Raw genomic sequence first — 25,661 nt, 5'->3', positions numbered from 1 at the left:
CAATTTTGCTATAGACTACAGTAAATTACTGCAGAACTTCAGCATTTTCCCGCTCTGATAAAGCACAAGGGAGAGAGCTACTGCCACATATCAAGCAACTCCTCTGCACCGCTCAACAGCGTATCGCGAGCTTGCTCGGAAATGGAATCTGCAGCTTTTAGCTGATCTAACAACTGCTTAAATCCTTCTAGATGCTTGATAGCTTTATCCATTTTTTCATTTTCCTTGTAATGTCCTACCGTCGTTAGGTGGGTAAGAAGCAATCGCGCAACATGTTCTTCGTAAATTTCATCATCCGCTTGTAATTGCTCCACACGGGATTTTAGACCATCGATGCTAATGAAATCCTCTGCTGATAAACCGATTGCAGTACCTTCTCTCGTTGAGTCTGCTGCCCCAATGAACATCCCTTCATCTAGAACAATGCTATTCACATTTCCGATCTCTGTTGGATTTGCTTCCCAAGCGTGTCCCATCTCTTCAAGCAGTTGCCGGACAGTATCCGAAATGCCATACTCCCAGCGTATGGTTGGGTAACTATTGCTATAAATACGCGGCTCCTCAATTGCATCCTTTATCGGCATTCCATAGCCGATGACATTGGCAATTGTCTGCGTGACAGACGTTATAATCGTCGCTCCTCCCGGGGAACCAACCGTCATAAATGGCTCGCCATCCCTTAACACAATTGTTGGGGTCATGCTGCTTAGCGGCCGTTTATTTGGCTGCACCTCATTTGCGCCGCCTGGTACAGCGTCAAAGTCGGTTAATTCATTATTCAGTACAATTCCATATTCCGGTACCATAATGCCCGATCCGAATAGCTGCTCAATTGTCGTTGTATTGGAAACTAGATTCCCCCATTGATCTGCTACTGTATAGTGGGTTGTTTGTCCTTCTTGTTTATCATTCACCTGCTGGACAATAGTTGGAGCACTTCCGTCCTGATACTCCCACGGATCCCCTGGCTGTACATTGTCATTAGCATGATCAGGTGAGATGGTTTCAACCCGCTCTGCTATATAATCCGGATGAAGCAGCCCATCTCTTGGCACTTCAACATACTCCGAATCGCCCATATATGCTCCTCGATCCGCATAAGCAAGATGCATCGCTTCGGCCATGAAATGATATTTTTCCGGTGATTTGATATCATGCCCTGTCAGTTCAAGCTGTTCAAACATTTTCAGGAGCTGAAGCATCGTTAATCCTCCTGAGCTTGGCGGCGGCATGGAAGCAATGTCATAGCCCTGATAGTCTCCCCAGACTGCTTCATCTTCGGTCACATCGTAATTCCTTAAATCCTCTTTTACCATGCTCCCATCAAATTCTTGAACAGTTTCGGCTAATGCTTCACCAATTTCCCCATTGTAAAAAACATCTGTTCCTTGATCGCGTATCAGTTTAAATGTTTTCGCTAAATCTTCTTGTACTAAAATCTCTCCTTCTTCTAATGGTTCACCTTCTGGGAGAAACACATCCTTTGCTGCTGTACGCTCTAATTTACTTTGATTACTTGCAATAGCATTTGCTAAAACCCAATTTACCTCGACCCCTTGCTCTGCCATATCTATCGAAGGCTGTATTAATTCATCAAGCTCCATCGTTCCCCATTTATCTAAAGCTTCTTCCAATCCTTTTAATGTACCTGGAACCCCAACAGAGGTACCACTTTGTACCCTTTCTGAAAATGGAATTACCGAACCAGCAAAGGTTTCGATATCCCAATCCTCTGGTTCCTCGGCTCCATCCTCCCATAAACGCACTTTTAATTCATCGCCCTCAACACGGAAACGCAATGACTGCCAATCATTCGTTCCCTCATACGGCAACGTAGCAAGTGTTGAGCTCGTTGAATCCTTTGATTGAATTAATCTTATTTCATTTGTCTTCGTATTGATTTCAACACCGTAGCCATTTTTGACATACGTTGTTCCCGTAGAACGATATTCATCCGATCGCAGCCACAAACGCAACCGTCGGTCATCACCGGAATCATCGGCCCGGTAGCGAATGAAAAGTTCGCTATCCTCAACCTCATCCATCACAGCTGTTGTTTGACCATAAGAAGATGAATTACTGCCAGTTGGAGGCCCAAAGTTAATTAATCCACCATCTTCATCCAGCTGGAATGATGTTCCACGTTCAAACAAGGAAAACTTATTAGGATCCCACGGCTCCCCAGTTTCACCAGTAAAATCATAGTCAAAAATTGTCGCTTCCTCATCCGATGCGTCAAGGTCGGTAACATTTACTTCACCAATATGAAATTGCTTATCCTCTCCCTCTGGATTCATATCAATTGCACCTAAATGAAATTTTCCTGGATCTGTTACTACATTTTCTTTATCTAAAAACATATCTGGCGTTGCCCCTTGAGGAGCCCGCTCTCTGCTGTTAATAATTGAGACATCCTCGGTTTGGGCATCATAATACATGAAAAAACCGCCGCCACCAATTCCAGACATCATTGGTTCCGCAACATTTAATGCAAACTGAATAGCTACTGCAGCATCCACTGCATTACCACCTCGCCTCAGAACATCTGCTCCAACCTCTGAAGCTAGAGGATGTGCCGTAACCACCATCCCCATGTCACCCTCATCCGTTTGTTCATCTAAAATACCAGGGTTTTCTGGTTCGTATCCCGTATTATCATCTGGATCAACCGCATCGGCTAAAGAAACAGGAATACTTACACCAAAGAATAGTAATAAGACCATGAAAATAGATACTAATTTTTGCTTGCTGTTCTTCAATTTTATTCCTCCTTAAAACTCCCCTTTTTACCCACGTACTACTAATTGTGAACATCAGCCTTTATCTTATGGACATCAGCTAGTTTCCTATAAATATCAGTCTTTTTATCACAAATATCAGCTTTTCTCCTCAGCTCATCTACATCCGCACCATTTTCAAATCTATCCGATTAGAAAAAATGCATGCAGCAAGAAAGCTGCTTCCTTGCTGCACCGTAAAAATTACTGCCATTTTTCTATTAAATAGTCTGTTGTGCGTTGTAAATCATCATGTGTCGCGTCGTCAATTCCTTCTTGTATGAAAAGATAGTCAACTAATTGTTGAAACCCTTCTAAATGCTTTACGACCTTTGCTTGGTCTCCTTTATTTTCATATTGCTCAATCGCTGTTAAATGCAGTTGGAGAGCACGCGCATCAGACCCCAACTCAAACGCACCCCTCGTATCAAGCCGTTCCACCATCATTCGCATGCCCGCTGCATTCCACGCATGAATGGAATCTGCCGTTTTTTCAGCCGCTTTTCTGCGAATCGTATTTGTTGAGACGGTATTACGTGTTGGATGGACCCGATTCGTTAGCAGGATTGTAACCGATTCCTTATTTGGGCTAACAACGATTGACGTTCCGGTATAACCGGTATGTCCCATCGTATTAAATTCTGCTAGATCATCCATATACCATTCTTGATTAAGCTCCCAGCCGATACCTTGATCCTGTCCTGGAAATGCCTCATTCCAATTCGTATTGATTTGCTCGAAAGCTTCCTCGGTAAGAATTTGCGTCCCTTCATAGTTTCCTTTATTCAGCATCATCTCGGCGAAGACAGCTAGATCTGATGCACTGCTGAATACCCCAGCATGTCCAGCTACTCCATCAAGCGCCCAAGCTTTTTCATCATGAACACTTCCCCAAACAATTCCGCGGTTTGTCCACGGCTGATATTCCGTAGCCGCAATACGATGCTGTAAATCAGCTGATGGATCATACATCGTATCCGACATGTTTAAAGGTTCTGTAATAAATTCTCGTACAAAGTCATCCTGCCGCTCGCCACTAACTCGTTCAATTAATACACCCAGCGTAATATAGTCGACATCGCTATACACATAAGCTGTCCCAGGCGGATTTTGTAAAGGCTCGTTTAATACAAAATCTAATAGCTCCTCACGTGTTCCTTCCATTTCGTGAATCGGTTCTGTCGTGCTCGGTCTAAACCCAGACGTATGTGTCAAGAGATGGCGGATCGTTACATCCTCTTTGCCTTGTGCGGCAAATTCAGGAATATACCAATAGACCGGGTCATCCAATTCGAATGCTCCTTGATCCCATAATTGCATAATTGCTGTTGCTGTAAATAGTTTCGATATAGAGGCTACATCAAAAATTGTGTCTTCCTGCATCGAAACAGGCTCATCCATCTCCGTAAATTGGTCGTCCGTATAACGTGCTGCATATCCATATGCCTGATGCTTAACGATTTCTCCATCTCTAGCAATCAGCACAACTGCACCAGGCATTACCCTATCCGCTAAAGCTTCTTCTATTTCATCATCCAAATCATCCAATGGTTGCTGGAGCATCTGGACGCGGTCTGCTTCAACTACTATTGATTCTGCAATGGATGCATTGCTTATTCCACCAGCATGGGGAAATAATAAGATAATCGTCATTATAATGGTTGTTACTGTTAGTAACCGCTTCTTCATTTCATCTCGTCTCCCTTATTAGAGATCGTCGTTTACTATTTATCTTCACCAGCTGTTTGCGTTGCGGTAAATGTCCATTCCAAATTCAAGGAATCACCTTGAAATTGATTTTGGTCTTCTCCATTATCGATAAAATTAAATTTAACGACTAAGTCATCAATGGAATCAACCTCCAAACCTTTTTCACCAAACAACGGATAAAAGACATTCTCATTTACAGCTTCTGGTGTCAGCGATTTTAGTTCTGCAAGCGTCGTTTCATAAATTACCTCATCCAATTTGTCTGCATTATAAAGGAATTCTACTTGGATATGCTCACCGAAATCCTCTGTATTATCACCAGCTGCATCGTTTACCGTATAGTTCGTATCTAACAGCACCTTATCAATATCTAACGTTCCATTGTTTTGTAGTTCAAAGTCTCGAATCATGGAATCTCCTGGTTTGATATTATCTACCTCAATAATTTGTGTTGGATTCACTGCTAAATCTAATGTCCCCGCTGCAAATGTATTGTTTGTTGTTTCCGTATCACTAAAATAGGCAAACGTTCCTCCACCAACGAGCGTTAAACCAAGCACTGCTGAAATAATACCTGCCCCTAATTTCTTTTTAATATTCATCCTGAATTCCTCCTCTAATTTTTGTTCTGATTATGCTCGGATTTCTTTTTCATTCATGAGCTGTTTCACTTCTTTTAACGTGCTTCTTATCGTTATCAAGGAATAACCTATTAATAGTATCCCTGGAAAAATGAATAGCAGTGCTGCCCCTTCACGTGAGCTGGTAAAATTCATGACATATCCTGCATAGGGTATCGTGAACCCGGTGTATTGCCCGACAATGTTCTCTGCCAGCACCGGATTGCGGTCTGCACCATTATTCGCATCGCCTTTTGTCACATATTGCTGTCCGCCATTCTTTACTTCCACAATACGGTGGGTTACCAGCACATCTTCTTCTGATTGAAATGTAATCACATCATTTTCCTGAAATCGCTCCCCGGCTCCTCCCGTTTCAATCGCGATAAGCGATCCTGTTTGAATATCAGGCTCCATGGAACCCGACAGGACAGACTTTACTTGATACCCAAACAGATTCACCTCATTCCCTGCTGCCTTAGAAGCAACGGAGAGAAAAAGGACAGACAATAAGACGATAAATAAAATAGTTGATAGAAAGCTAGTACATTTCTTTAATATACTTTTTATACGCATTTGTTCTATTCACTCCCTTGCTCAGCTGGGCTCACTGGTTTCTCCCATTTCCTCTTCATTCACATCTTCCTGCTCTGTTTCTTCTTCATCTTCTTCGGATCCTTCTTCTATTTCCTCATCGTTCGTTTCTTGGACTTCCTCTGTTTCTGTTGATTCAGCCGCTCCGGTTGATGCCCCCTCATTTCCCCCATGCCCGTTCTCCGTATCAGCTTTTTCTTCTTCTAAATCATCTGCTTCTGCTGCCTCTTCTTCGTTCACTATTTCTTCACCTGCTTCAGACTGCTCCTCCTCCGTTTCTTCATTCGTTTCTATCTCTTCCACTTGATAGCTGCCAACTGTTATATTTCCAACAACTATTGTGGTATCGGTAAACAAAGCCGTTGTCGGGGTATGCACCTGATATAGGATGATAAAAATCAAATAGAGCAGTGCAGATAGCCGCACTCCGATTCGTAAAAAATACCTCAAGCTGCATCCCTCCCCGGCTTGTTCCTGCGATTACGGTTTAGTTTTCTAACCAATGCTCAATTAACCGCAGTCCCTCTGTATCTAAATAACTATGAGCTTTCTTTGAAATTGCCTCATTAACCTGTTGTTGATCAAGCAGTTTTCGAAAGCCCTCCAAATGCTTAATCACCTTATCAGGCAGCCTTCGATCCTCATATTGGGCTACTGCAGTTAAATGGAGATTGAGCGCACGACTTGCTTCTTCATTCGATATTTCTCCAGCTTCATCCAATTGATCGACAAGCTGTTTCATTCCTGCAGCACTACGTGGTATATCAACATAGTCCAGACCCTCCCCAATTTCATATTGTTCCGGGATTGTGACAGGTAAACTCCCAAACGGGTTAATCTCACCTGCCAGTACACCAGCAACCGCCTCCATGGATACATCTAAATAGCTGTAGCTCGCCACATAGCTGTCTACATCTGGAAAGGCCATCACATCATATGGATTCCGGTGAGCGGAAACAACTATTGGCTTCCCAGTAGCCTGTAATGCTTCAACCAATGCTTGCTGCTGACTATTTGTGTTTGCTGTGTAGGTCGTGATAATCACTTTGTCCACAGTATCAGCAAGCACTACAGCTTGATCAATTTGCCCTGCTGTCGGACTTGTTGCCGTCGCAAAACTATCTGATTTTATTCCTTTGTCATCCAATAAATCTGCTATCAAACCAGGCTTCGCAACCGATGGTCCAGTTACAAGCACCGTTTCTGCGTCGGATACAGGCAGAACATCCTGTTCATTTTTAACAAGCGTGATGCTTTTTTCAGCGATTTCCTTCGCCGTTTGCAAATTGGCTTCTGTTCCGATATTTTCTAGATTCGCTGGATCTGCATAAGGATCTTCAAATAAACCTTTTTCTGCTTTTGATTGTAAAATCCGGTAAACGGATTCATTTAAGCGATCCTCACTGATTTCACCAGACTGTACCGCTTCAAGCACACTCGTATAAGCTTCTTCCACATTTGCAGGATTTAATAGAATATCCGCTCCTGCTTTAAATGCCTCCACAGGAACCTCTTCCGGTGGCAAAACATCGGCACCAGACATATCAAGGCTATCCGTAATAATTAAACCATCAAACCCCATTTCCTCACGCAATAAATCAGTAAGGATCGGCTTCGATAATGTAGCCGGTAGACCAGAGTCATCCAATGCTGGAACAACAATATGTCCTGTCATAATGGCATCTACACCTGCATCGATTGCATCCTTAAAAGGCTTCAAATCGACTGCATGCAACGTTTCCAAATCATGATCTATAATCGGTAGCCCATAATGTGAATCAACATCTGTATCTCCATGTCCCGGGAAATGCTTTGCCGTCGCAATCACATTTTCTCCCTGTAGTGCCTCGATTTGCTCAACTCCAAGACGGGACACACGATCAGGATCCTCACCAAAAGAGCGAACACCAATTACCGGATTTTCTGGGTTCAGATTGACATCCACTGTTGGAGCAAAGTTCATATTAACGCCCAGTGCTTCCAGCTCTTTTCCAAGAATGCTTCCGGTTTGTGCTGCGTAATTATCCAATCTCGCAGCCCCAAGTGCCATATTCCCTGGAAAAACAGTAGCAGGTCTCGTTGCCCGCTGAACAATCCCACCTTCCTGGTCCGTTGAAATAAACAGCGGAATCTCCTGGTCTTGCTCTAACGCAATATCCTGTAATCCATTTGATAACGCATTAACTTGCTCCACATCAAGTGGTGTCCCAATATTGTCTGTCCAGTTAAAATAAATCACACCACCAATATGATAATTTTCAATGACCTCTTGAAAGTCTTTGCCCCCACGATTATTCGCAATATTAATCAACTCGTAAGCTGGATCTGTCGGCGTTTTACCATATACATGGACAATAAAAAGCTGGCCAACTTTCTCTTCTAACGCCATTTCCTCCATGATTTCTCGAATCATTGCGTCATGGTTTCCTGCTTCACCTGTCTGATTTGCCAAGCTAGAAAGTGGAATACTGACGATAAGTAGTGTCAGTGACAAAATGGTTAACACGTATTTTAACTTCACTTATATTCCTCCTTTGCTCCGTCTAATTGCAACATTAAATCCGTAGAGAGGATCTTTCACCCCCATACGTCCTAACCAGGTGCTTGCCAATTCTTTTTAAAAAAACGAAACAATAATAGCTTGTCCTACTTATATAACCTGCCACTCCTCCCATGATTGATTCAGTGGTGTCAAAACCGTGCAGTAATTTAGATTAACTAGACAATAGCAAACCCCATTTAAAAATGTTGTTTTATTATGTAAAAAATGAATTATTTAATAAAAATGAATATTTATTCCTAGAATAACAATATTACATCCCTCATAGCATAGGAAATTAGTTGTGTGAAGTGGAAGGAAGTAAGCCTTAATACGTTCAAAATTAAGCCCGTATTCACACACTTTCAGCATAATGACGTTTATTAGTTACATAGTGATGACGAATAAGGAAGCCGTTTTTCTACACAAAAAAACAACAATCCGTAATGGATTGTCGTATCCTGTTTATTTTTTGCTATAGGTTACGGTTACAATGTTATCCTTTAATCGCACCTTCCGTTAAGCCCTTCGCAATTCTCCTTTGGAAAATCGCATAAAGAACAATAACTGGAATGATTGCAATCACCAGGCTTGCAAACAATGTCCCCCATGCATTCGTATATTGTGCTTCACTGCTAATAAAGTCAATTGCCAGTGCCAGGGTATAGTTATCACTTGTATTCAAAAAGATTAATGCCATAAAATATTCATTCCAGAATTGTATTGCATTCATAATTGTAACGGTAATGATCCCCGACATACTTAATGGCGTAATGATTTTCCATAAAACCATATACGGTGACATTCCGTCCATTGCAGCTGATTCTTCCAATGATTTCGGAATCGTGCTAATAAAGCTCGTTAACACAAAAATCGTAAATGGAAGCTGGCTTACCGCATAGACGATTGCTAATCCATAAATATTATCCAATAGATTAAGCTCCGCTAAGAGAAAGAATAATGGTATCCAGCCTAGTACCATTGGAATCATCATCGCTGAAATATATAATAGAAACAACGCTTGGCTTCCACGAAATTGAATGCGTTCAATCGCATAGGCGGTTGGGATTGCGAGTACTAACGTAAGAGCAGTTCCAATAACCGTAACAATTAAGCTATTAAAAACACTTGTATCAATATTATAGTTTGTCCACGCTGTAACAAAATTATCGAGACTAAATGACTCCGGAAAGCCCCATGGGTTCCGATAGATTTCAGCATTTGATTTAAACGAACCTAGAAACATCCAGAAAATCGGATACAATACTGCGATTGTCCAGAGAATTAACGGGATGCGAATCCCTGCTCTCCCTAAAATTTGTCCGACACTCCGCTTCACAATCTATTCCTCCTCTCTCTTATATAGAAGTTATTCAAAAAGTCTGGTTTATCCTTTTTTTGAACGCAATTAGTATTCGATTTTATCTCGACGCATAAAGAACTGGAGAACAAGCACCGTCAATAGGGATAGAATCAAAATCATAACACCAATCGTTGCCCCGTAACCAAAGTTATATTGGACAAATGCTTGCTGATAGAGATACGAACCCATTACATGTGTTGCATTATTTGGGCCACCACCAGTCATTACCTGGACAATAATAAACGATCCATTTAACGTTGTAATAACGATATAAAGAATTGAAATTTTAATTTGTGGCCAGATCAATGGTAACGTAACTTTCCAAAATTGCTGCCACTCGTTCGCCCCGTCAATTTCTGCTGCCTCATAGTAGCTTTTGGAGATATTGGAAATCCCGCCAATAAGCATGAGCATAAATAATCCAATTCCTGCCCAAATGGAAGGGAGGACAAGACTTGGTAATGCCCAGGTTTCATCACCGAGCCATGGCTTTGCCAAGCTCTCCAAGCCGAGAAATTCCAGACCAGAATTAACCAATCCGAGACTCGGGTTATAAATAAATGTCCATAAAATCCCAATGACTACAACGGACATAATATTAGGAAAGAAAAATACAATTCGGTAGAAAGGAGCTTCCTTAATTTTTAATTGGGTTAAAGCAACTGCAAAAAATAGTGCTAAAATCATAATCCCGATTACTTTCGTTACAACTAAAAAGTAATCATGCATAATTGTATTTGGGATGATTGCATCCTTCACTAATTTTATGTAGTTTGCAAACCCAATAAATTCCTTATTTTGTGAAGAGCCCGACCAATCAAAGAAGGAGTAATACAACCCACTAAACAATGGATAAAGCGTAAAAACAGCAAATAATATAAAGGTCGGGATTAAACAAAAAGCTAGGAACAAATACTTTTGCTTTTTAGACTGTACCATCTGATCCCACCTCCTGCCTTTTTAATAGAATCCAATTAAATGATCAGCAGGAGATTCGAATCCCCTGCTGATAGATAACTATTTAATTACTGCCACGATATTCAGCTGCAGCCTTTTCTGCCTCTTGGACAAATTCCTCTGCTGTCATATTTCCAAGCATGAGCGACATGAGGGCATTCCCAACAGGAACCTCTAAATCGGCACTCATTGGATGTGGTTTATTATAAATCGTCACTTGGTCTGGATCGTTAATCATGGCGTTTGCTTCAGTTAAATATGCAGGAACATTTTCGTTTTGCGTTAAATCCACTTCCGTAATATTCATCATGGCACCCGTATGCTCGGAGAATGACATCGCATATTCACGTGTAAATGCAAATTCAACAAAGGCCTTTGCCGCTTCCGGATTCTCCGCCTCCTCTGCAATTGCTAGTGGACGCAGGTCTGGTACAATCGCATAACTCTCATCCTCAGCCTGCATTGGGGAAGGAATAAAGCCAAAATCAAAGCCCTCTGGGATATCATTTGCCATTTCATTTGGCAGCCAGAACCCTACTGGAATAAAGGCATTTTCATGCAGTAAGAAATTCATTTGTGACTGTGTATGGTTTAATGCACCAAGTCCGGAATCAAACATTCCTTCCTGCTGCATTCTTTCTACACGCTTCATGACTTCTAAAACCGGATCACTTGTCCATGCACCTTCTGCACCTGTAATTAAATCAGCCAGCAATTCCTCCCCACCAGCTGCACCAAATGCCGGATAAAGTGCACCACGCAGGAAGTAATATGGATGCTGCCCACTCGTTACATAAGGATCGATTCCTTCTGCTTCTTTAATCTCTGTCATTGAACGCATTAAGCTTTCAAAATCTGTTGGCACCTCGTACCCCTTTTCTTCAAATAACGCTCTGTCATACCATGTACCCCATGTATCAAATACTAGCGGCAAGGAATATATATCACCGTCAAATGTTCCAGGTTCAACAATGAAACTATCCATTAACTTGTCGCCACCCTCTAGCTCAATACCTTCTACCCATTCGGTTAAATTCATCAACTGACCATCTTCTACCATTTGTGTTTCACTGGATCCCGCACCATCAATGTATACGACATCTGGTGGATCGTTGGACACCCAACGGCTACGCATTTCCTCATTAATATTTGGACCAGCATGCTCAATTATATTGACATCTGGATATGTCTCTTTAAAGTCTGCAATAACTTCCTTCCACCAAGCGTCACCATAACCACCAACAAAATACTGGATTTCTAAGTCACCTGAAATGCCACCATCTGCATTGTCACCGGAAGGACTTTCTGAATCTGTCTGCTCTTCTGGTTCTTCATTTGTATCATCTTGATCATCATTCGATGAACAAGCAGCAGCAAAAGCAACCATCAGCATCATGACAAATAACACCATCATTCTGCCAGTTAATAATTTTTTCAACTTTATTTCCCCCTTTTATCTTTACAATAAATAAAGCATCGAAACAGCTCTCTACCTGCTATCTCTTTTTCATAAAAGAAAGGCCTCCTTTCCATCATTCATTCTTTCTATGAAAAAAAGATTTCTAGCCATAATGGAAGCTGTTTCCTATTAAGTGATGGATGCATCTTGTCCGATAGTGCAGAGGAACTACATCACCTTCTAAATTATATTGACCATATTCTTAATTATGCTTGGAATTTTTCAACTGCCCACAAGGGGAGGAATACGAGTCTTGCTGGAAGTCCATTTTTCATTTCCTGAATTATTTCCCGGGGAATATCGACAAATTTTGATAAGGAGAGACCACCTCTTGCTGTTTTGCATAAGGGCTTTTCGGTAATTATAGAGGTAGGATTATATTAATACATAAATGCCATATAATGATTACGAATTGTTAATTTTGAGTAAATTTTCTAACATATTAACAGGTTATCCAGAGTTTGTGGATAACTGTAGCTAGGGGCGACTATCTACCTTTTTAGGTTCACTATTTTCTTCTTATAGCAAATGTTAACTCCTAAAGATTTGTAGCTCGATTCATATTTGTTTTTGTCTTTTCGCTTCCGTATAGTTAGATTAAAAATAATGTTTGGTCCGAATATCAAGTAAGCTCTTATGCTAAGTGAGACAAATAACAAAAACCCATTTCGAGTGCCGAAATGGGTTCCAAGTTTGTATAGTTTAACTATTTTCTTCTGTTTTTGTGGTTAACACAAGTCTATCGACTAAGCACTTAAACCTTCTGATTTCCGTGCCTGTGATGCATGTATTTTTTTCATTATAAATCGTGCTATCGGCTGTGCGATTAAAACTTCAACCCAAAATGCGATGAAAAAGTTACGTGGCCAATTATAAAAGAAAGTTTGAATAGGTTCCAAGCTAATTTCTCTCATGCCAATCCAAGATCCGATAACTGTAAGTAAAATGGACAGAATGGTTACGCTGAATAATATCGTGAATAATATTCTTGCATTAAAACCGTCATTTGGTTCAATAAATTTTTGTACAAGTTTATTAACGATGGGGTTTGCAACAAGTGTTACCAATAAAATGACGCAAATCCATATAAATGGAATTACTTGCAGGGTATCAAAATAGACCTTTTTACTGAAACCAAATTCAAATCCCATAATAAGAGGTGCGATAATATTGACTGAAAGTATCGATATAATCGCTAAAAATAATGCGAATTCTTTTCCGTTTTGTGGTAATCGTGTTTCGCCGTGCATATTGAACATCTCCATTTAAAAAGTTTTTCAGATGGTAGACGTATCATGAGACATATATTTTTGGTCCATAAAAAGACCAATATCTCTACACACTGATTTTATCAGTATAGCACTTTTGGGGGATAAATGTCCTGTCTTCTATATCAAATTTATTAACTATCTCCTTGCTGTATTTAGGGAGATTTAGCTAGCAAGAACCTGCTCAACTGACCCAGTCTTATCAAATTATTTTATTAAATAATAATACTACACGGGAAATCAATTCTATTGACAAAAATACCGTCTAGACGGTATAGTTACAAATATAAAAAATTCGGAGGTTACTATGCCTACTTCAAAAACAACGAATACGAAAAAAAACTTGCTGATTGCTGCAGCTGAAATTGTAAAAGAAGAAGGAGTTGTTAAACTCACATTAGAGGCTGTCGCCCAAAGAGCGGGCGTGAGTAAAGGCGGATTACTATACCATTATCCCAGTAAGGAAGCGTTAATTAAAGGAATGGTGGAAGATTGGAAAAATAATTATTTTGAAAGCATTATAGCGTTAGCTAAAGACGATACAAAAGATCCAGGAAAATGGAGCAGGGCTTATGTTCAATCTACCTATTCTAATTTAGAGAACGATAAGCTACTGAGTTCTGCAATAATGGCCGCAATGTTTATTAATCCAGAGTTACTAGATGAATACCGTCAACAATATGATCGTTTGCTTACAAAGTTAGAAAATGATGGGATTGATCCAATCAAAACAACAATTGCCAGATTATCTATAGATGGTTTGTGGTTTTCCGAAATATTTGGTATGCAGCCATTAAATAAAGAACTGCAAACAAACGTTTTTAATCAGTTAATCAACATGATTGAGGAGGAAGATTAACAATGGCTTATCTATATCTTGCACTCGCAATCATTGGGGAACTTATTGGCTCTTCTTTATTAAAAGCATCTGAGGGGTTTTCAAAACTTTACCCTACACTAGGTTTAATTGTAGCTTTCGTTAGTTGCTTTTTCTTCTTATCATTATCACTGAAAACCATTCCTTTAAATGCTGCGTATGCAATCTGGTCAGGTCTTGGACTTGTTGCTACTGCAATTATTTCAGTTTTAATTTGGAAAGAAAAAATTAACATGGCTAGTATTGCAGGAATAACACTGATACTTGCCGGAGTAATAATCTTGAATTTATTTGGACCAGGACACGATGAATCTAGCCATGAAGCAGGTGAAACGCTTACAGCCGATGGAAAAACGGAATGAAGCTGGGACATTACAAATGTGTTTGAATGTTAAAGAAGAACGATGCATAAGCTTAGCATCGGAAATATACGTAGAGGCATAGGTGAGCCCCCTTGTGCTATCGCACTACGGTGTCTCACCTATGCCTCTGGATGCGCGAAGTATATTTCCGGAGCGAGTTATTTGCACTAATTATGTTCTGTTTTTATTTCATTCGTTTCTTTTTTAGCATTTTTTAATTTTTTGAGATACTCTTCCTTCAGACCCGAAGTATTATTATCTTCTTCGTCTACATTGTTTGATGTTCATTTGCATCATTATTTTCTGTGTCAATACTTGAAATATTTTCTGCTGAACCTACATTATTTGATGTACCTTCTTTTTCATGAAATATTACTCTTCTTTCCTTTTTATTTCACTATTTAACCATAACATAAGACATTCATTTAAGATTAATTTCCACCTTTTCCCATTAGGGGAACCTAATATCCGTATGAATCTCCTTCTTTCAAATTTAAGATATGCTTGTTAATCGATACCGTACTGTTATTCTTCCAATCCACTTCAACTTGATCTATTGAGTCTTGATAATAAATACGTTTTTTAAACCATAGCGGCCCATTTAATTCTCCCCTTACTCCAAATGAACCTGCTGCCCCTGCGTCGTAACGATAAAAATCAATTGTATAATTATCATCGGGGGAATTGACTGTCTTTACATGTTCACTTGCTCCTAATAACGATAATAACAGGGTAAGTGATACTCCTAAAAAAAGTCCGATAGATAGTAAGGATGACAAAATAATCGTTATCCAGCTTCTAGTTTTCGTTCGCCAGTTTCGTTTATCTTTAAAACCAAAAACTCCTAAGTAAAAGGCTAATAGACTCATTATAAGTAACATATAATTTGGTGGTGCAATTAGCCAAGCATGAGTAAAATTAGAATACAATGAATAGGCTGCTAATCCTAAGCAAACAAGTATTAAATAAAAAGACCAGAAGTTATACCTTCTTTCCATAAGACTCCACCTTGTTTTCTTTCTTCTGCATGATAAGTAGTTTTCTCACAAAATTCCATATACTGTTTTCTCTAAATTCAGTTTACACTAAACTAACTATTTATTAAAACCCCTTGAAGGACTTCGTTAATGCTCTTTTTAAGTTCCTTTTCCTATTCAAAACACTTCATCGTTCTAGTTCATCTGTACATTATGCAACTGTGCAAATAAACCATTTTGTTTCAATAACTCTTCATGACTTCCTTCTTCTTCAATACCTTTTTTCGTTACAACCATGATACGGTCTGCATTTTTAATTGTTGCGAGTCTGTGCGCAATCACAAGGGTTGTCCGGTTTTTCGCTAGGTCATTCAATGCTCTCTGGATAATCATTTCCGTCTCTGTATCTAAGGCTGAAGTCGCTTCATCGAGAATTAAAATTGCTGGATTTTTTAAGAACATCCTGGCAATTGCAATCCGTTGCTTCTGTCCCCCGGATAGCTTCAAGCCACGCTCTCCGACTTGGGTTTCATAACCATCTGGTAGTTCCTTAATGAATTCTTCCATGTGGGCATTCCTTGCTGCGGTTTCAATTTCTTCATCAGTTGCATCAAGCTTCCCATATGCTATATTTTCCCGAAGTGTCCCGGTAAAGAGGAATACATCCTGTTGCACAACGCCGATCTGTTGACGAAGGGATTCCTTTGTCATATCTCGAATGTCCATCCCATCAATCATTATACTCCCAGCATTTACGTCATAGAAACGTGGAATTAGAGATGATATCGTCGTTTTACCGGCACCTGAAGGTCCAACAAATGCTATCGTCTCCCCAGCCTGAATGTTAAAGCTCATATTGTTTAAGACAGGAGCATGAGCTTTCTCATAGCTAAATGATACATCTTGAAATGCAATGTTTCCTTTTAGCTCATTCACATGTACAGCATTCGGGCGATCTTGAACATCCGGTTCAACATCTAACATTTGTGCGAAGCGTTTGAATCCAGCCATTCCTTTTGGATACAGCTCTAACAACGCACTGATTTTTTGAATTGGACTAAATAATACGTTCATCATTAATACAAAGAATACTAGTTCTCCGGCACTTAGTTGTCCATTAAACGTCATCCACGCGCCGACAACTAAGACGAGCAATGTAATTAAACGCATCATCATGTAAATGTTCGAATGCACGAATCCCATTACTTTATAGGCTGCGATTTTTGCCTTTAAAAAGCTATTGTTATTTACTGCAAAACGCTTGATTTCATGTTTTTCATTTGTAAAAGCTTGAACAACACGAACTCCAGATACAGCATCTTCAACTTGTGCGTTGACACCTGCAATGTCCTCATACATCTTCTTCCATGCTCTGCTCATGCGAATATTACTGAACGAAATAAGAAACACAAGGATTGGCACAGCAATTAAAATGATCAGGGATAACTGCACATTGGTTGAGAACATAATGATAAAAGCACCGATAAAGGTCATAATTGCGATGAAAAAGTCCTCTGGTCCATGGTGTGCAAGCTCTCCAATATCAAATAAATCATTGGAGATTCTACTCATAATATGTCCTGTTTTTGTGTTATCGAAGAATTTGAATGACTGTTTCTGTACATGATGAAACAGGTCACGCCTCATATCTGTCTCGATATATATCCCGAGCTTATGACCTAAATAGGTCACGATATATTGCAGATAGGTACTTAATAAATATACGAATAATAAGAGTACACTTACCGTGACAATTAGATTCCAGTCATTGCCTGGAAGTAATGTATCAATAAACCATTGTACCGCCACCGGAAACGCAAGCTCGAGAATGGCAACGATAACTGCTGATGTAAAGTCAACAATAAATAACCGCTTATGCGGCTTGTAATACGAGAAAAATCGACGAATCATTCACTGCACTTCCTTTTTTTAATCTACCCTTGATTATAATGAGAATCATTCGCAATTGCAATTCCTAGGTCCAGTTAGAAATAGCCCAGACTGAACCATATTCAATGAAATAACACCACCTGCAAACTATCTTTATCTGATATAGCACCATCTCTATGCAATATAGCACTACCCTTATGAAAACTTGACATTTGACATTTACCAACCTGAGCGAATTGCCTTCGTTGCGCTCATAAGCAAAGAAAAGTTAAAACTTTCCTATCTGCCATAATCCCCCATGTTCTTTATCTGATGAAGGAAAGTTTGTCCATGCAGCTGCATAGTTATGTAGCAATAGATACTTTTATTAAAATGAAAGGGATGCATACGATGAAATGGATTTGTTATGCGACAGGTTATGTTTTTATTATTTCTGGCATGATGAAATTAATCAATCCAGATTTCAGAGAAATTTTTGCGGGTGTTGGATTGCCTTTTCCAGAGGTTATGTTATTGCTGGTTGCTCTTGTCGAGCTAGGTTGTGGAATGTTAATTGTTGGTAGGATGTATATGAATATTGCCGTAGCTCCTCTAATATTCATTATGCTTGGAGCACTTTATTTTACAAAGATTCCTTTAATCGGAACATCTGGCTTCCTTAACTTTAGCTTTCAAGCTAGATTAGATATCGTCTTAATTATTTTGCTGCTACTCATCTGGCAACATGCTCGTGGACAAAAAGCCATCTGAATTTCCAGGCAATCAACAAAAGGAAAGATTTATTTGTGGATAACTCGTGTATAACGACAATCCTGTCTGTATAACTTTGAGTTATCCACAGTTTTATACACATATGCACAAGTGTTCGTAGCTATTTTGTTATAAACGCTCATTTTTTACACCATATATTGATTCATCATTAATAATTATCCACCATTTGTGCATAACTTTCGTTTTTTGTGGATTACTTTTTCAAAAATTATAGATTATACACATAATGGATAACGAAGCAAAAGTGTTTCCCATAATAGTATAGAGAGAATATAGCATTTAATCATCGATAAGCATGTCTCTAAGTTTATACACAGTCTTCAAATTTTCTTTTATCACAGCGAAAGCTACCTTCTGCTACATTTTTAGAAGATAGCTTTATAACTTTTACTGGCTTCCAAGCTCTATGTCTGTTTCAATCCGCTCGCCATTTCGATAATATGTCACTTGAATCGTATCGCCAATTTCCTTTTCTTGATACAGTACTTTACGTAAATCAATCATATTCATAATTGGATTCCCGTCCAGCTCCGTGATGACATCCAAACGTTCTAATCCTGCCTGATCCGCTGGAGACAATGGCTCTACATTCCAAACGTAAACACCGCCATCTACTTCAGAAGGTAAATTTAACGTATCTCTCCACTCGGTTTGTGGTACTTCATCAAGCGAATAAATTTCAACACCTAGATATGGCCGTGTTACTTCTCCTGTGGTCTCCAATTCTTCAATAATTGGTAAGGCATGGTCAATAGGAATTGCAAAACCAATTCCTTCTACAGCAGCCTGGTTAATCTTCATCGAATTGATTCCAATAAGCTGACCATAAATATTAATCAATGCACCACCACTATTTCCAGGGTTAATCGCGGCATCCGTCTGAATAACCTCCGCTTGCCAATCTGCACGACCATCTTGGTTAAAATCTTGGGGGATTGTGCGCTCTGTTCCACTGATTACTCCTTGGGTAACTGTGCTTGAAAGATAAAGACCCAATGGATTACCAATTGCAATTGCTGGCTCACCAACTTTGATACTTTCTGATGTGCCAATTTCAATCACTTTATCTACAGCCGCCCCATCCATGCGCAGCACTGCTAAATCCGAAAAGAGGTCACTCCCAACAATTTCTGCCTCAATGTGAGTATCATCGTAGAGAACTACTTCCACGGTGTCTGCACCTTCAATTACATGATGATTTGTTACGACAAAAGCAGTTCCATCATTATTCTTATAAATAACGCCAGATCCTGTACCAGCTTCTATCCCTTCTTGCTGCTCAAAGAAATCAGAACGCTGTTGAATATTCGTAATCCCAACAACTGTTGGTGTCACTTCCTCAACAACCTCTGTTATCTGAGTCGTCACATCAACGGTTACAGATGTATTAAGGGTTTGATTACCATTTTGTTCATTTGTCTCAATCGTCACTTGGTCACGAGCGTCGTCTCCACCATTCGTTGAATTCATAAATTCAGGCATAACAAGTCCAATAAATAGGACACCAATCACAATTCCTATTATAAGCGGGGCAAGCCATCTTCCCTTTCGTTTCCGATATGTCCGGTAATTCTGATCATAATATCCCATCTCGTAGTCCCCTTATTGATATGATATATGGTAAAGAGATTGTTCAAAAAACCTGCTAATAATCAAGAACTGAGGACATTCGACTAACTGTCTTCACATCTTGCTGCCATAAAAGCTACATTATGCGCGTAAGCCCGAAAAACAATCGAAATTCTCGGTTCCTTTTTCCTCTTTTTGAACACATACTATAGTATTACCTTAAACCGGAAATTATTAAACAATTATATCTAGGGGAACCAATAAAATAATGACTATACAACCTCATACAAAGGAGTTGGCTCCTTTGGATCCGTATCGTGCAGATCGATATGAATACCTCTTTCCTGGAGAACACCTTGTACAGACATTCGAGCTAGGTCCTTCATATTATTATCCAAACTCAAATGGGCAAGATAGATTCGTTTCGTACGGTTACTGATTATATCTGCAAGTGCTAATCCGCAATCTTCGTTTGAAACGTGACCAGAATCACCTAATATACGGCGCTTAACGCTCCACGGATAACGACCCATCCGCAGCATTTCTACATCATGATTGGACTCGAAAATATATGCATCCGCGTCTTCTACTGTTTTTTTGATTCGCTCCGAAACATAACCAAGATCTGTTACGAGCGCTACTTTCTTCCCATCATGCCGAAAAGTATAAAACATTGGCTCTGCCGCATCATGCGATACACCAAATGATTCAATATCCAGATCATCAAACGTCTTCACTTCATTCATCCCGAACAAAAACTTCTGATCTGTTGTAAGCTTTCCAAGCGAATTCTCCATTGCTTTCCATGTCTTTTCATTCGCATAGATTGGGAGATTATATTTCCTTGCCATAATCCCTAATCCCTTAATATGATCGCTATGCTCATGCGTTACCAAAATTCCTGAAAGGGCTGCAGGATCAACCTGTACCTTGCTAAATAACTGGTCCATTTGCTTCCCGCTTAGCCCAGCATCTACAAGAAATCGCTGTTTGTCTGTTTCGACATAAAATGCGTTCCCCGTACTTCCAGATGCCAAAACACTAAAACGTAATGTCATTCTATTTCACTCCGATTTCCTACCTCAAGACTTTGCTCTAAAGCATGTAGAGCTGCTTCTTTTATCTCACTTTCTTCTGGTAAACTTCCAATTCTTGTTATATTATCGTTGATTGTATTATTGAGAAATTCCTTATCCGTACCTGCATAAACAAGCCCCTCAATCGCATTTACAAAGTAATTCCTACTTTCATTTACCGTTACTTTCCATGTCGGTGCAAACACATGCGTACCTTCTGTCGGTATTCGCGACAGAAATCCTAATCTCACCTCGGTAACCGCATCATCCTGTATAAGGTTATTCCGCTCAAACAACGTGCCAATGGCCTGGATAGGCGGATTTATTGTTTGATCCGACCCTTGCTTGCTCGACTCCCCTAGCATCATTTGGGTGTAGTGAGTTACCTCGTTATCTTGGTTTAAATATGCAAGGATAATCGCACTCCCATTCAAATATATTGTCCGGCCTTCCTTTGACTGTGAGAAAATCAGTACTCTATAATCTTCATTCCAACCCCAGAAGTTATATTCATCGGCATAAGCCAAATAAGGTGCCAGCAATTCTGTAACTCGACTGTCACTTGCATTAATAGGGATTGGGATTGGCTCATTCAGCTGCGCCACGACAAACTCATCATCGATCACTGCCGCCGTTATATTATTGATGCTATTTAACATGCTTTTTTCTTCTTCGGTAAACTTCTTTTGCGAAACGCTAATATAATTGGACTCAGCAACATCCGATTCTATCTCTGTTTGAATCTTAATATTCTCCGATTCCAGTTGTTCTTCCAAACTCGTTTCTTTACTTTCATCCAATGCCGGACGTTCTGAATCCTGCTGTCTATCTACATATTGAATCAATAAGTAGATGTTCAAAATAAGGAAACTGAGAATAAATAGTGTTTTAATGTGGCCCCACTGCATTCTCAATCTCCCCCTTCTGGTTTTGCTGGTTCATTAAACGCATGCTGAATCCAGCGACCATTATATTTGATATACCATACCGGTTCCAGTTCAACATTTTCATTGTATGAAAAATCGGTATCGATATTTAGCCGATAGCCAAGTGTAACAGCCTGTATATTTTCTATACTATAGTCTGAATGATCAGGATTAAGGATATTGTTTTTAATAACTTCCCCAGATGCTAGCTCTACAGGTGTTTCATTAATAACAGACGGTGCAAATAAAATCAGTGGTCTATTATATTTAGTCAATTGCTGACTGTTCAATTGTTGCTCAATCATAGACATATTGTCATTGTTAAAGACAGGATATCCTTCAAAATACATCCGATAATTTATTAGACCTTGCATCGTGTTCAATTCTGCTAATCGATAATCACTTGTCCAACCCTTATGATTATTAATTTGCAAAATACTTCTATCCAATAATGTTGTTGGAGAAAGCAATGGATCCGTATTATTATCCTCTGTTAAAATATTTATATATTCCATCCCAATACCGTTTTCATCCACTCGCAGTTGACGACTATCTGTAAAATAACTTTCACCTATTTCTGGAGTTCTGGACTCACTTACTACAGATGGGGTATCAAATAATACGTCGCGCATGTCAGGCGGATTGATTCGTTGAAAGGACATTATTTTTTTCGGTAACACAATTTCACCGGTAGGCAAGTAAATATCTTTACCACCTTCATCCATTAACGTGTACAACCGAAATGTATCCAAATCAAATCCATCCATATAAGACCAGAGATGGTTAAAATCATTGGTATCCGTTATCTTGCCCGTTACAAGCCCGCCATCATCCGTAACTAACTCAACTAGTAATGTGTCTGTGTTTTCATCAAATTTAATATAAATACGTTCAAATAAAGCATTTTCGGGTAAATGGACATCTTCATCAGCTAATTTGAAAATACTACTCCCTAATAATTCTACCGGGAATTTTTCCGGGAAAATGATCTCTACCTCATAATCGCTCGGCGTTCGATTTGCAACCGATTGAATCGTAACATCAGATAAACTCCAGGAATTCATCCGATTATATAGGATCTCTCGCTCTGTCGGATCTTTAAAGCCATAATAACTGCCATTCGCATGTAAAATGATGTCCATCGGCTCAATAATGCTTCGTCTATTTTCTTCTGTTCCACCAATGTCAACCTCATCAATTGTCTCGTTATTTAATGCCGTTTGACTTGACTTGATGCTTCCTGTCCCAAGGGTAAGGAGTAAGCTTGTTCCAATTAAAACGATTAATATCAACGTTTTTGCTGTTTCTAATTTCATCGGAATCCCCTCCGCTTCTTATTCATAAGCGGTAATGTGAAGAGAATCGTTGTCCCTTCGCCTTCTTTACTTTTCGCCCAAATGGTCCCGTGATGTGCTTCCACTAATTCTTTCGTAATTGCCAATCCTAAACCTGTTCCACCAAACTTCCTTGCTCTTGCTTTATCTGCTCGGTAAAATCGTTCGAAGATTTTTTCCAGCTTATCATAGGCAATCCCCATTCCTTGATCCTTGATGCTAACAAGCAGATAATGACGCTTTACTTCAAGTTTTAAACGTATTAATCCGCCTTCTGGAGAATATTTAATCGCATTTGAAATAATATTATCTAGAATTTGCGTCATTTTGTCTTTATCCATCCAGACATAGCTTTGTACATTTGGAATTTCGCGAACGAGTTTTATCTTTTCAGGAGAATTCATTTCAAACCGATCAATCACATGATGGAAAAAGCTCGCAAATTCTGAGCGCTCTTTATGCATCGGCAGCTCATCCGAATCCATTTTCGAAAGCTGAAGCAGATCGTTTACCATACGAATCATCCGATCCGTCTCACCTTGCGCAACACTGAGAAACTTCGGAGCAATATCTTTATCCTCCCAAGCCCCATCGGTTAATGCTTCTAGATAGCTCTTCATTGTTGTTAACGGCGTCCGCAACTCATGTGATACATTGGATACGAAATCACGACGCTCTTGTTCTACCTTCTCCTGTTCCGTTACATCACTAATTACCGTAATGAATCCTGTTATTTCCTCTTCGTCGTCCAATACAGTTGAAAAGTTTGCTCGTATTAGGAAAGGATTATCATCATCACTAAAATCAATAATCATTGATCCACTATCTTGCAGATCGGTTATATCAATAATCTTACCTTCGAGCTGCAGAACGTCCAGCAAAAAGTCACCGATAACCTCTTCTGGATTATTACCGATCAGCCTTCCTGCCGCCTCATTCATTAACGTAATCGATCCACTATTATCCGTAGCAATAACACCATCGGACATATTGGAGAGGACAGAGCTCAGCTTTCTTCTCTCTTCCTCAATCGTTGCATACGAGTGCTTCAATCGACTATTCAAATCATTAAAGGTCTCAGCTAGTTGTCCGATTTCGTCCTTCCCATATATATTAACCGTTTGTGTAAAATCTCCATTTGCCATGATCTGAGCTTGCTCTCTCATTTCCTTAATCGGCTTTGTAATGGTGCGAGCAACAAGAATTCCCAGTATTGCCGAAATACTGATTGCAAGAATAGACCCTTGGAAAAAGATTCGATTAATGCCTTCTACTTGATCATATACACCTTCCAATGAGGATTGAAAATAAATAACACCAACAGCTAAGCCCTCTGAATCAAAAATTGGCTCTACCTGAACATATACACTTTCCCCATTATCGTTAAATTCACTTTTTCGCTGGGAATCAAAAAATAATGCTTGCTGAACTAAATTCTGCGTTGATTTTTTTCCAATCTCGTCCATTTCGTTAATTCGATTCGTCCCCAACACAACCCGCTGAGTATCAATTACTTGTACGGTCGTAGCTGCATTATCGGTACTTATATCTTCTACAATTTGCTGTACCTCTTGCTGTAAGGATATGTCACCATCCTCTTCATTTCGCTCTCTTTCAAAGGCTTGTTCGAGGTTGTAGTTTAAAAGTTCCACCCGCTCATTAATGGAGGTTTTAAAGCTTTCAAATAGATCATCCTCCAGCCTGATGGTAAAGAATGACCCAATCACTTGAACAGCAAGCAGCAATAACAAGATATAAATAATAATAAACTTTAATTGTATCGAACGAAAAAAACCAACTTTATTCATCACAACTACTCCTGCTCAGGATTACGTAAATAATATCCTACACCCCGTCTTGTCACGATCCACATCGGGTTACTCGGATTCTCCTCAATTTTCTCACGAAGCCTGCGTACAGTAACATCAACAGTACGAACATCTCCGAAATAATCATAGCCCCAAACAGTTTCAAGCAAATGCTCTCTCGTCATTACTTGTCCAATATGGCGAGCTAAATAATGCAATAATTCAAACTCACGATGCGTTAACTCGATTTGTTCCCCTTTTCTTGAAACAACATATGCATCGGGGTGAACAATGAGATCCCCAATAACAATATCCTTTGTTGCCTTTACCGTATCATCAGGGACCTGCTGTCTGCGCAAATTAGCTTTTACCCGTGCAATCAACTCACGATTGCTGAACGGCTTTGTCACATAATCATCTGCACCAAGCTCCAGTCCAAGTACTTTATCAATTTCTGAATCCTTAGCCGTCAACATGATAACCGGCATCGTCTTTGTCTTTCTCACTTCACGAAGTACTTCATTTCCATCTTTATTTGGTAACATGATATCTAATAAAATTAAATCAGGATTCTCACTTTCAGCAAGCTCAATAGCAGTATCACCATCATTTGCTATAATTACTTGATAGCCCTCTTTTTCTAAATTAAATTTTAATATATCTGCAATTGGTTGCTCATCGTCTACAACTAATATTTTTTGTGCCATCTCATTTCACTTCCTTTTTATCCATTCCTTCATTCTATTCTATCGTACTTTTGCTCATCTGTCTTTACCTAGGAAAC

Annotated in this window: 21 protein-coding genes; 3 read left to right on the top strand and 18 right to left on the bottom strand. The window is 39.5% G+C overall.

Annotation, left to right across the window (positions count from 1 at the left end; translation table 11 throughout):
* Nucleotides 1-77: 77 nt before the first annotated feature.
* The 10 genes from ggt to NYE61_RS14010 all read right to left on the bottom strand — a co-directional run bounded on the left by ggt (nucleotide 78) and on the right by NYE61_RS14010 (nucleotide 13,269).
* Nucleotides 78-2,759 carry a gamma-glutamyltransferase gene (gene ggt, locus NYE61_RS14055; RefSeq protein WP_303447133.1) on the bottom strand — a complete coding sequence of 894 codons (2,682 nt, stop codon included), beginning with the start codon at nucleotides 2,757-2,759 and terminating at the stop codon, nucleotides 78-80.
* Between the two features lie 222 nt (nucleotides 2,760-2,981).
* Nucleotides 2,982-4,466 carry a serine hydrolase domain-containing protein gene (locus NYE61_RS14050; RefSeq protein ID WP_303447134.1) on the bottom strand — a complete coding sequence of 495 codons (1,485 nt, stop codon included), beginning with the start codon at nucleotides 4,464-4,466 and terminating at the stop codon, nucleotides 2,982-2,984.
* A gap of 35 nt (nucleotides 4,467-4,501) precedes the next feature.
* On the bottom strand, nucleotides 4,502-5,089 hold the full coding sequence (locus tag NYE61_RS14045; protein ID WP_095314208.1) for a CalY family protein: 588 nt from the start codon (nucleotides 5,087-5,089) through the stop codon (nucleotides 4,502-4,504).
* A gap of 30 nt (nucleotides 5,090-5,119) precedes the next feature.
* A complete protein-coding gene (locus NYE61_RS14040; RefSeq protein WP_303447135.1) occupies nucleotides 5,120-5,683 on the bottom strand; it encodes a signal peptidase I in 564 nt (187 codons plus the stop codon).
* A gap of 21 nt (nucleotides 5,684-5,704) precedes the next feature.
* On the bottom strand, nucleotides 5,705-6,151 hold the full coding sequence (locus tag NYE61_RS14035; RefSeq protein WP_095314211.1) for a hypothetical protein: 447 nt from the start codon (nucleotides 6,149-6,151) through the stop codon (nucleotides 5,705-5,707).
* A 37-nt stretch (nucleotides 6,152-6,188) separates the two neighbouring features.
* Nucleotides 6,189-8,222 carry a glycoside hydrolase family 3 protein gene (locus NYE61_RS14030; RefSeq protein ID WP_303447136.1) on the bottom strand — a complete coding sequence of 678 codons (2,034 nt, stop codon included), beginning with the start codon at nucleotides 8,220-8,222 and terminating at the stop codon, nucleotides 6,189-6,191.
* A 514-nt stretch (nucleotides 8,223-8,736) separates the two neighbouring features.
* Nucleotides 8,737-9,579, bottom strand: a complete 843-nt coding sequence (locus tag NYE61_RS14025; protein ID WP_095314213.1) for a carbohydrate ABC transporter permease — start codon at nucleotides 9,577-9,579, stop codon at nucleotides 8,737-8,739.
* 69 nt (nucleotides 9,580-9,648) lie between these two features.
* Entirely contained in the window at nucleotides 9,649-10,542 is an 894-nt protein-coding gene (locus tag NYE61_RS14020) for a sugar ABC transporter permease (RefSeq protein ID WP_095314214.1), read from the bottom strand.
* 82 nt (nucleotides 10,543-10,624) lie between these two features.
* Complete coding sequence (locus NYE61_RS14015; RefSeq protein WP_303447161.1) at nucleotides 10,625-11,974, bottom strand: ABC transporter substrate-binding protein; 1,350 nt, start codon at nucleotides 11,972-11,974, stop codon at nucleotides 10,625-10,627.
* 791 nt (nucleotides 11,975-12,765) lie between these two features.
* Nucleotides 12,766-13,269 (bottom strand): hypothetical protein, encoded by a 504-nt coding sequence (locus NYE61_RS14010; protein WP_095314215.1) that lies wholly within the window; start codon nucleotides 13,267-13,269, stop codon nucleotides 12,766-12,768.
* A 325-nt stretch (nucleotides 13,270-13,594) separates the two neighbouring features.
* Between NYE61_RS14010 and NYE61_RS14005 the strand changes: the two genes are divergently transcribed.
* Together NYE61_RS14005 and NYE61_RS14000 are read left to right on the top strand one after the other, a co-directional pair.
* Nucleotides 13,595-14,146: a TetR/AcrR family transcriptional regulator gene (locus NYE61_RS14005; protein WP_303447137.1), complete on the top strand. Its 552-nt coding sequence runs from the start codon at nucleotides 13,595-13,597 to the stop codon at nucleotides 14,144-14,146.
* 2 nt (nucleotides 14,147-14,148) lie between these two features.
* Nucleotides 14,149-14,526, top strand: coding sequence for a multidrug efflux SMR transporter (locus tag NYE61_RS14000; protein ID WP_303447138.1), 378 nt, complete (start codon nucleotides 14,149-14,151; stop codon nucleotides 14,524-14,526).
* Nucleotides 14,527-14,987: 461 nt separating this feature from the next.
* On the opposite strand, the gene NYE61_RS13995 is transcribed toward NYE61_RS14000, so the two are convergent.
* Both NYE61_RS13995 and NYE61_RS13990 read right to left on the bottom strand, forming a co-directional pair.
* Nucleotides 14,988-15,524 (bottom strand): DUF5412 family protein, encoded by a 537-nt coding sequence (locus NYE61_RS13995; RefSeq protein WP_095314220.1) that lies wholly within the window; start codon nucleotides 15,522-15,524, stop codon nucleotides 14,988-14,990.
* 174 nt (nucleotides 15,525-15,698) lie between these two features.
* Nucleotides 15,699-17,414: an ABC transporter ATP-binding protein gene (locus NYE61_RS13990; RefSeq protein ID WP_251659733.1), complete on the bottom strand. Its 1,716-nt coding sequence runs from the start codon at nucleotides 17,412-17,414 to the stop codon at nucleotides 15,699-15,701.
* A gap of 369 nt (nucleotides 17,415-17,783) precedes the next feature.
* Here NYE61_RS13990 and NYE61_RS13985 point away from each other — a divergent pair, with 369 nt between their 5' ends.
* Nucleotides 17,784-18,143 carry a DoxX family protein gene (locus NYE61_RS13985; protein ID WP_316246655.1) on the top strand — a complete coding sequence of 120 codons (360 nt, stop codon included), beginning with the start codon at nucleotides 17,784-17,786 and terminating at the stop codon, nucleotides 18,141-18,143.
* 408 nt (nucleotides 18,144-18,551) lie between these two features.
* Here NYE61_RS13985 and NYE61_RS13980 read toward each other — a convergent pair whose 3' ends face one another.
* The 6 genes from NYE61_RS13980 to yycF form a co-directional block, all read right to left on the bottom strand.
* On the bottom strand, nucleotides 18,552-19,754 hold the full coding sequence (locus NYE61_RS13980; RefSeq protein WP_303447139.1) for a trypsin-like peptidase domain-containing protein: 1,203 nt from the start codon (nucleotides 19,752-19,754) through the stop codon (nucleotides 18,552-18,554).
* Between the two features lie 251 nt (nucleotides 19,755-20,005).
* On the bottom strand, nucleotides 20,006-20,791 hold the full coding sequence (locus NYE61_RS13975; protein WP_095314224.1) for an MBL fold metallo-hydrolase: 786 nt from the start codon (nucleotides 20,789-20,791) through the stop codon (nucleotides 20,006-20,008).
* The gene (gene yycI, locus NYE61_RS13970; RefSeq protein ID WP_095314225.1) at nucleotides 20,788-21,717 is read right to left on the bottom strand and encodes a two-component system regulatory protein YycI; all 930 of its coding nucleotides are present in this window, start codon (nucleotides 21,715-21,717) and stop codon (nucleotides 20,788-20,790) included. The genes NYE61_RS13975 and yycI overlap by 4 nt, the downstream gene beginning before the upstream one ends.
* A gap of 2 nt (nucleotides 21,718-21,719) precedes the next feature.
* The gene (yycH, locus tag NYE61_RS13965; RefSeq protein ID WP_251659728.1) at nucleotides 21,720-23,051 is read right to left on the bottom strand and encodes a two-component system activity regulator YycH; all 1,332 of its coding nucleotides are present in this window, start codon (nucleotides 23,049-23,051) and stop codon (nucleotides 21,720-21,722) included.
* Nucleotides 23,048-24,877, bottom strand: coding sequence for a cell wall metabolism sensor histidine kinase WalK (walK, locus tag NYE61_RS13960; RefSeq protein ID WP_095314228.1), 1,830 nt, complete (start codon nucleotides 24,875-24,877; stop codon nucleotides 23,048-23,050). The genes yycH and walK overlap by 4 nt, the downstream gene beginning before the upstream one ends.
* Before the next feature lie 5 nt (nucleotides 24,878-24,882).
* The gene (gene yycF / locus NYE61_RS13955) at nucleotides 24,883-25,584 is read right to left on the bottom strand and encodes a response regulator YycF (protein WP_095314230.1); all 702 of its coding nucleotides are present in this window, start codon (nucleotides 25,582-25,584) and stop codon (nucleotides 24,883-24,885) included.
* Between the last annotated feature and the right edge of the window lie 77 nt (nucleotides 25,585-25,661).

The sequence above is a fragment of the Oceanobacillus sp. FSL W7-1304 genome, from assembly GCF_037969805.1.
GTDB lineage: Bacteria > Bacillota > Bacilli > Bacillales > Amphibacillaceae > Oceanobacillus > Oceanobacillus profundus.
Note: the sequence above shows the minus strand (reverse complement) of the source record. Positions and strands in the feature narration are given on the sequence as shown.

What these genes read in the sequence shown, in the direction of transcription:
- NYE61_RS14050 (WP_303447134.1), bottom strand. Translation starts at nt 4,466, where the DNA reads ATGAAGAAGCGGTTACTAACAGTAACAACCATTATAATGACGATTATC.
- NYE61_RS14045 (WP_095314208.1), bottom strand. Translation starts at nt 5,089, where the DNA reads ATGAATATTAAAAAGAAATTAGGGGCAGGTATTATTTCAGCAGTGCTT.
- NYE61_RS14040 (WP_303447135.1), bottom strand. Translation starts at nt 5,683, where the DNA reads ATGCGTATAAAAAGTATATTAAAGAAATGTACTAGCTTTCTATCAACT.
- NYE61_RS14020 (WP_095314214.1), bottom strand. Translation starts at nt 10,542, where the DNA reads ATGGTACAGTCTAAAAAGCAAAAGTATTTGTTCCTAGCTTTTTGTTTA.
- NYE61_RS14015 (WP_303447161.1), bottom strand. Translation starts at nt 11,974, where the DNA reads ATGATGGTGTTATTTGTCATGATGCTGATGGTTGCTTTTGCTGCTGCT.
- NYE61_RS14010 (WP_095314215.1), bottom strand. Translation starts at nt 13,269, where the DNA reads ATGCACGGCGAAACACGATTACCACAAAACGGAAAAGAATTCGCATTA.
- NYE61_RS14005 (WP_303447137.1), top strand. Translation starts at nt 13,595, where the DNA reads ATGCCTACTTCAAAAACAACGAATACGAAAAAAAACTTGCTGATTGCT.
- NYE61_RS14000 (WP_303447138.1), top strand. Translation starts at nt 14,149, where the DNA reads ATGGCTTATCTATATCTTGCACTCGCAATCATTGGGGAACTTATTGGC.
- NYE61_RS13995 (WP_095314220.1), bottom strand. Translation starts at nt 15,524, where the DNA reads ATGGAAAGAAGGTATAACTTCTGGTCTTTTTATTTAATACTTGTTTGC.
- NYE61_RS13990 (WP_251659733.1), bottom strand. Translation starts at nt 17,414, where the DNA reads ATGATTCGTCGATTTTTCTCGTATTACAAGCCGCATAAGCGGTTATTT.
- NYE61_RS13985 (WP_316246655.1), top strand. Translation starts at nt 17,784, where the DNA reads ATGAAATGGATTTGTTATGCGACAGGTTATGTTTTTATTATTTCTGGC.
- NYE61_RS13980 (WP_303447139.1), bottom strand. Translation starts at nt 19,754, where the DNA reads ATGGGATATTATGATCAGAATTACCGGACATATCGGAAACGAAAGGGA.
- NYE61_RS13975 (WP_095314224.1), bottom strand. Translation starts at nt 20,791, where the DNA reads ATGACATTACGTTTTAGTGTTTTGGCATCTGGAAGTACGGGGAACGCA.
- yycI (WP_095314225.1), bottom strand. Translation starts at nt 21,717, where the DNA reads ATGCAGTGGGGCCACATTAAAACACTATTTATTCTCAGTTTCCTTATT.
- yycH (WP_251659728.1), bottom strand. Translation starts at nt 23,051, where the DNA reads ATGAAATTAGAAACAGCAAAAACGTTGATATTAATCGTTTTAATTGGA.
- walK (WP_095314228.1), bottom strand. Translation starts at nt 24,877, where the DNA reads ATGAATAAAGTTGGTTTTTTTCGTTCGATACAATTAAAGTTTATTATT.
- yycF (WP_095314230.1), bottom strand. Translation starts at nt 25,584, where the DNA reads ATGGCACAAAAAATATTAGTTGTAGACGATGAGCAACCAATTGCAGAT.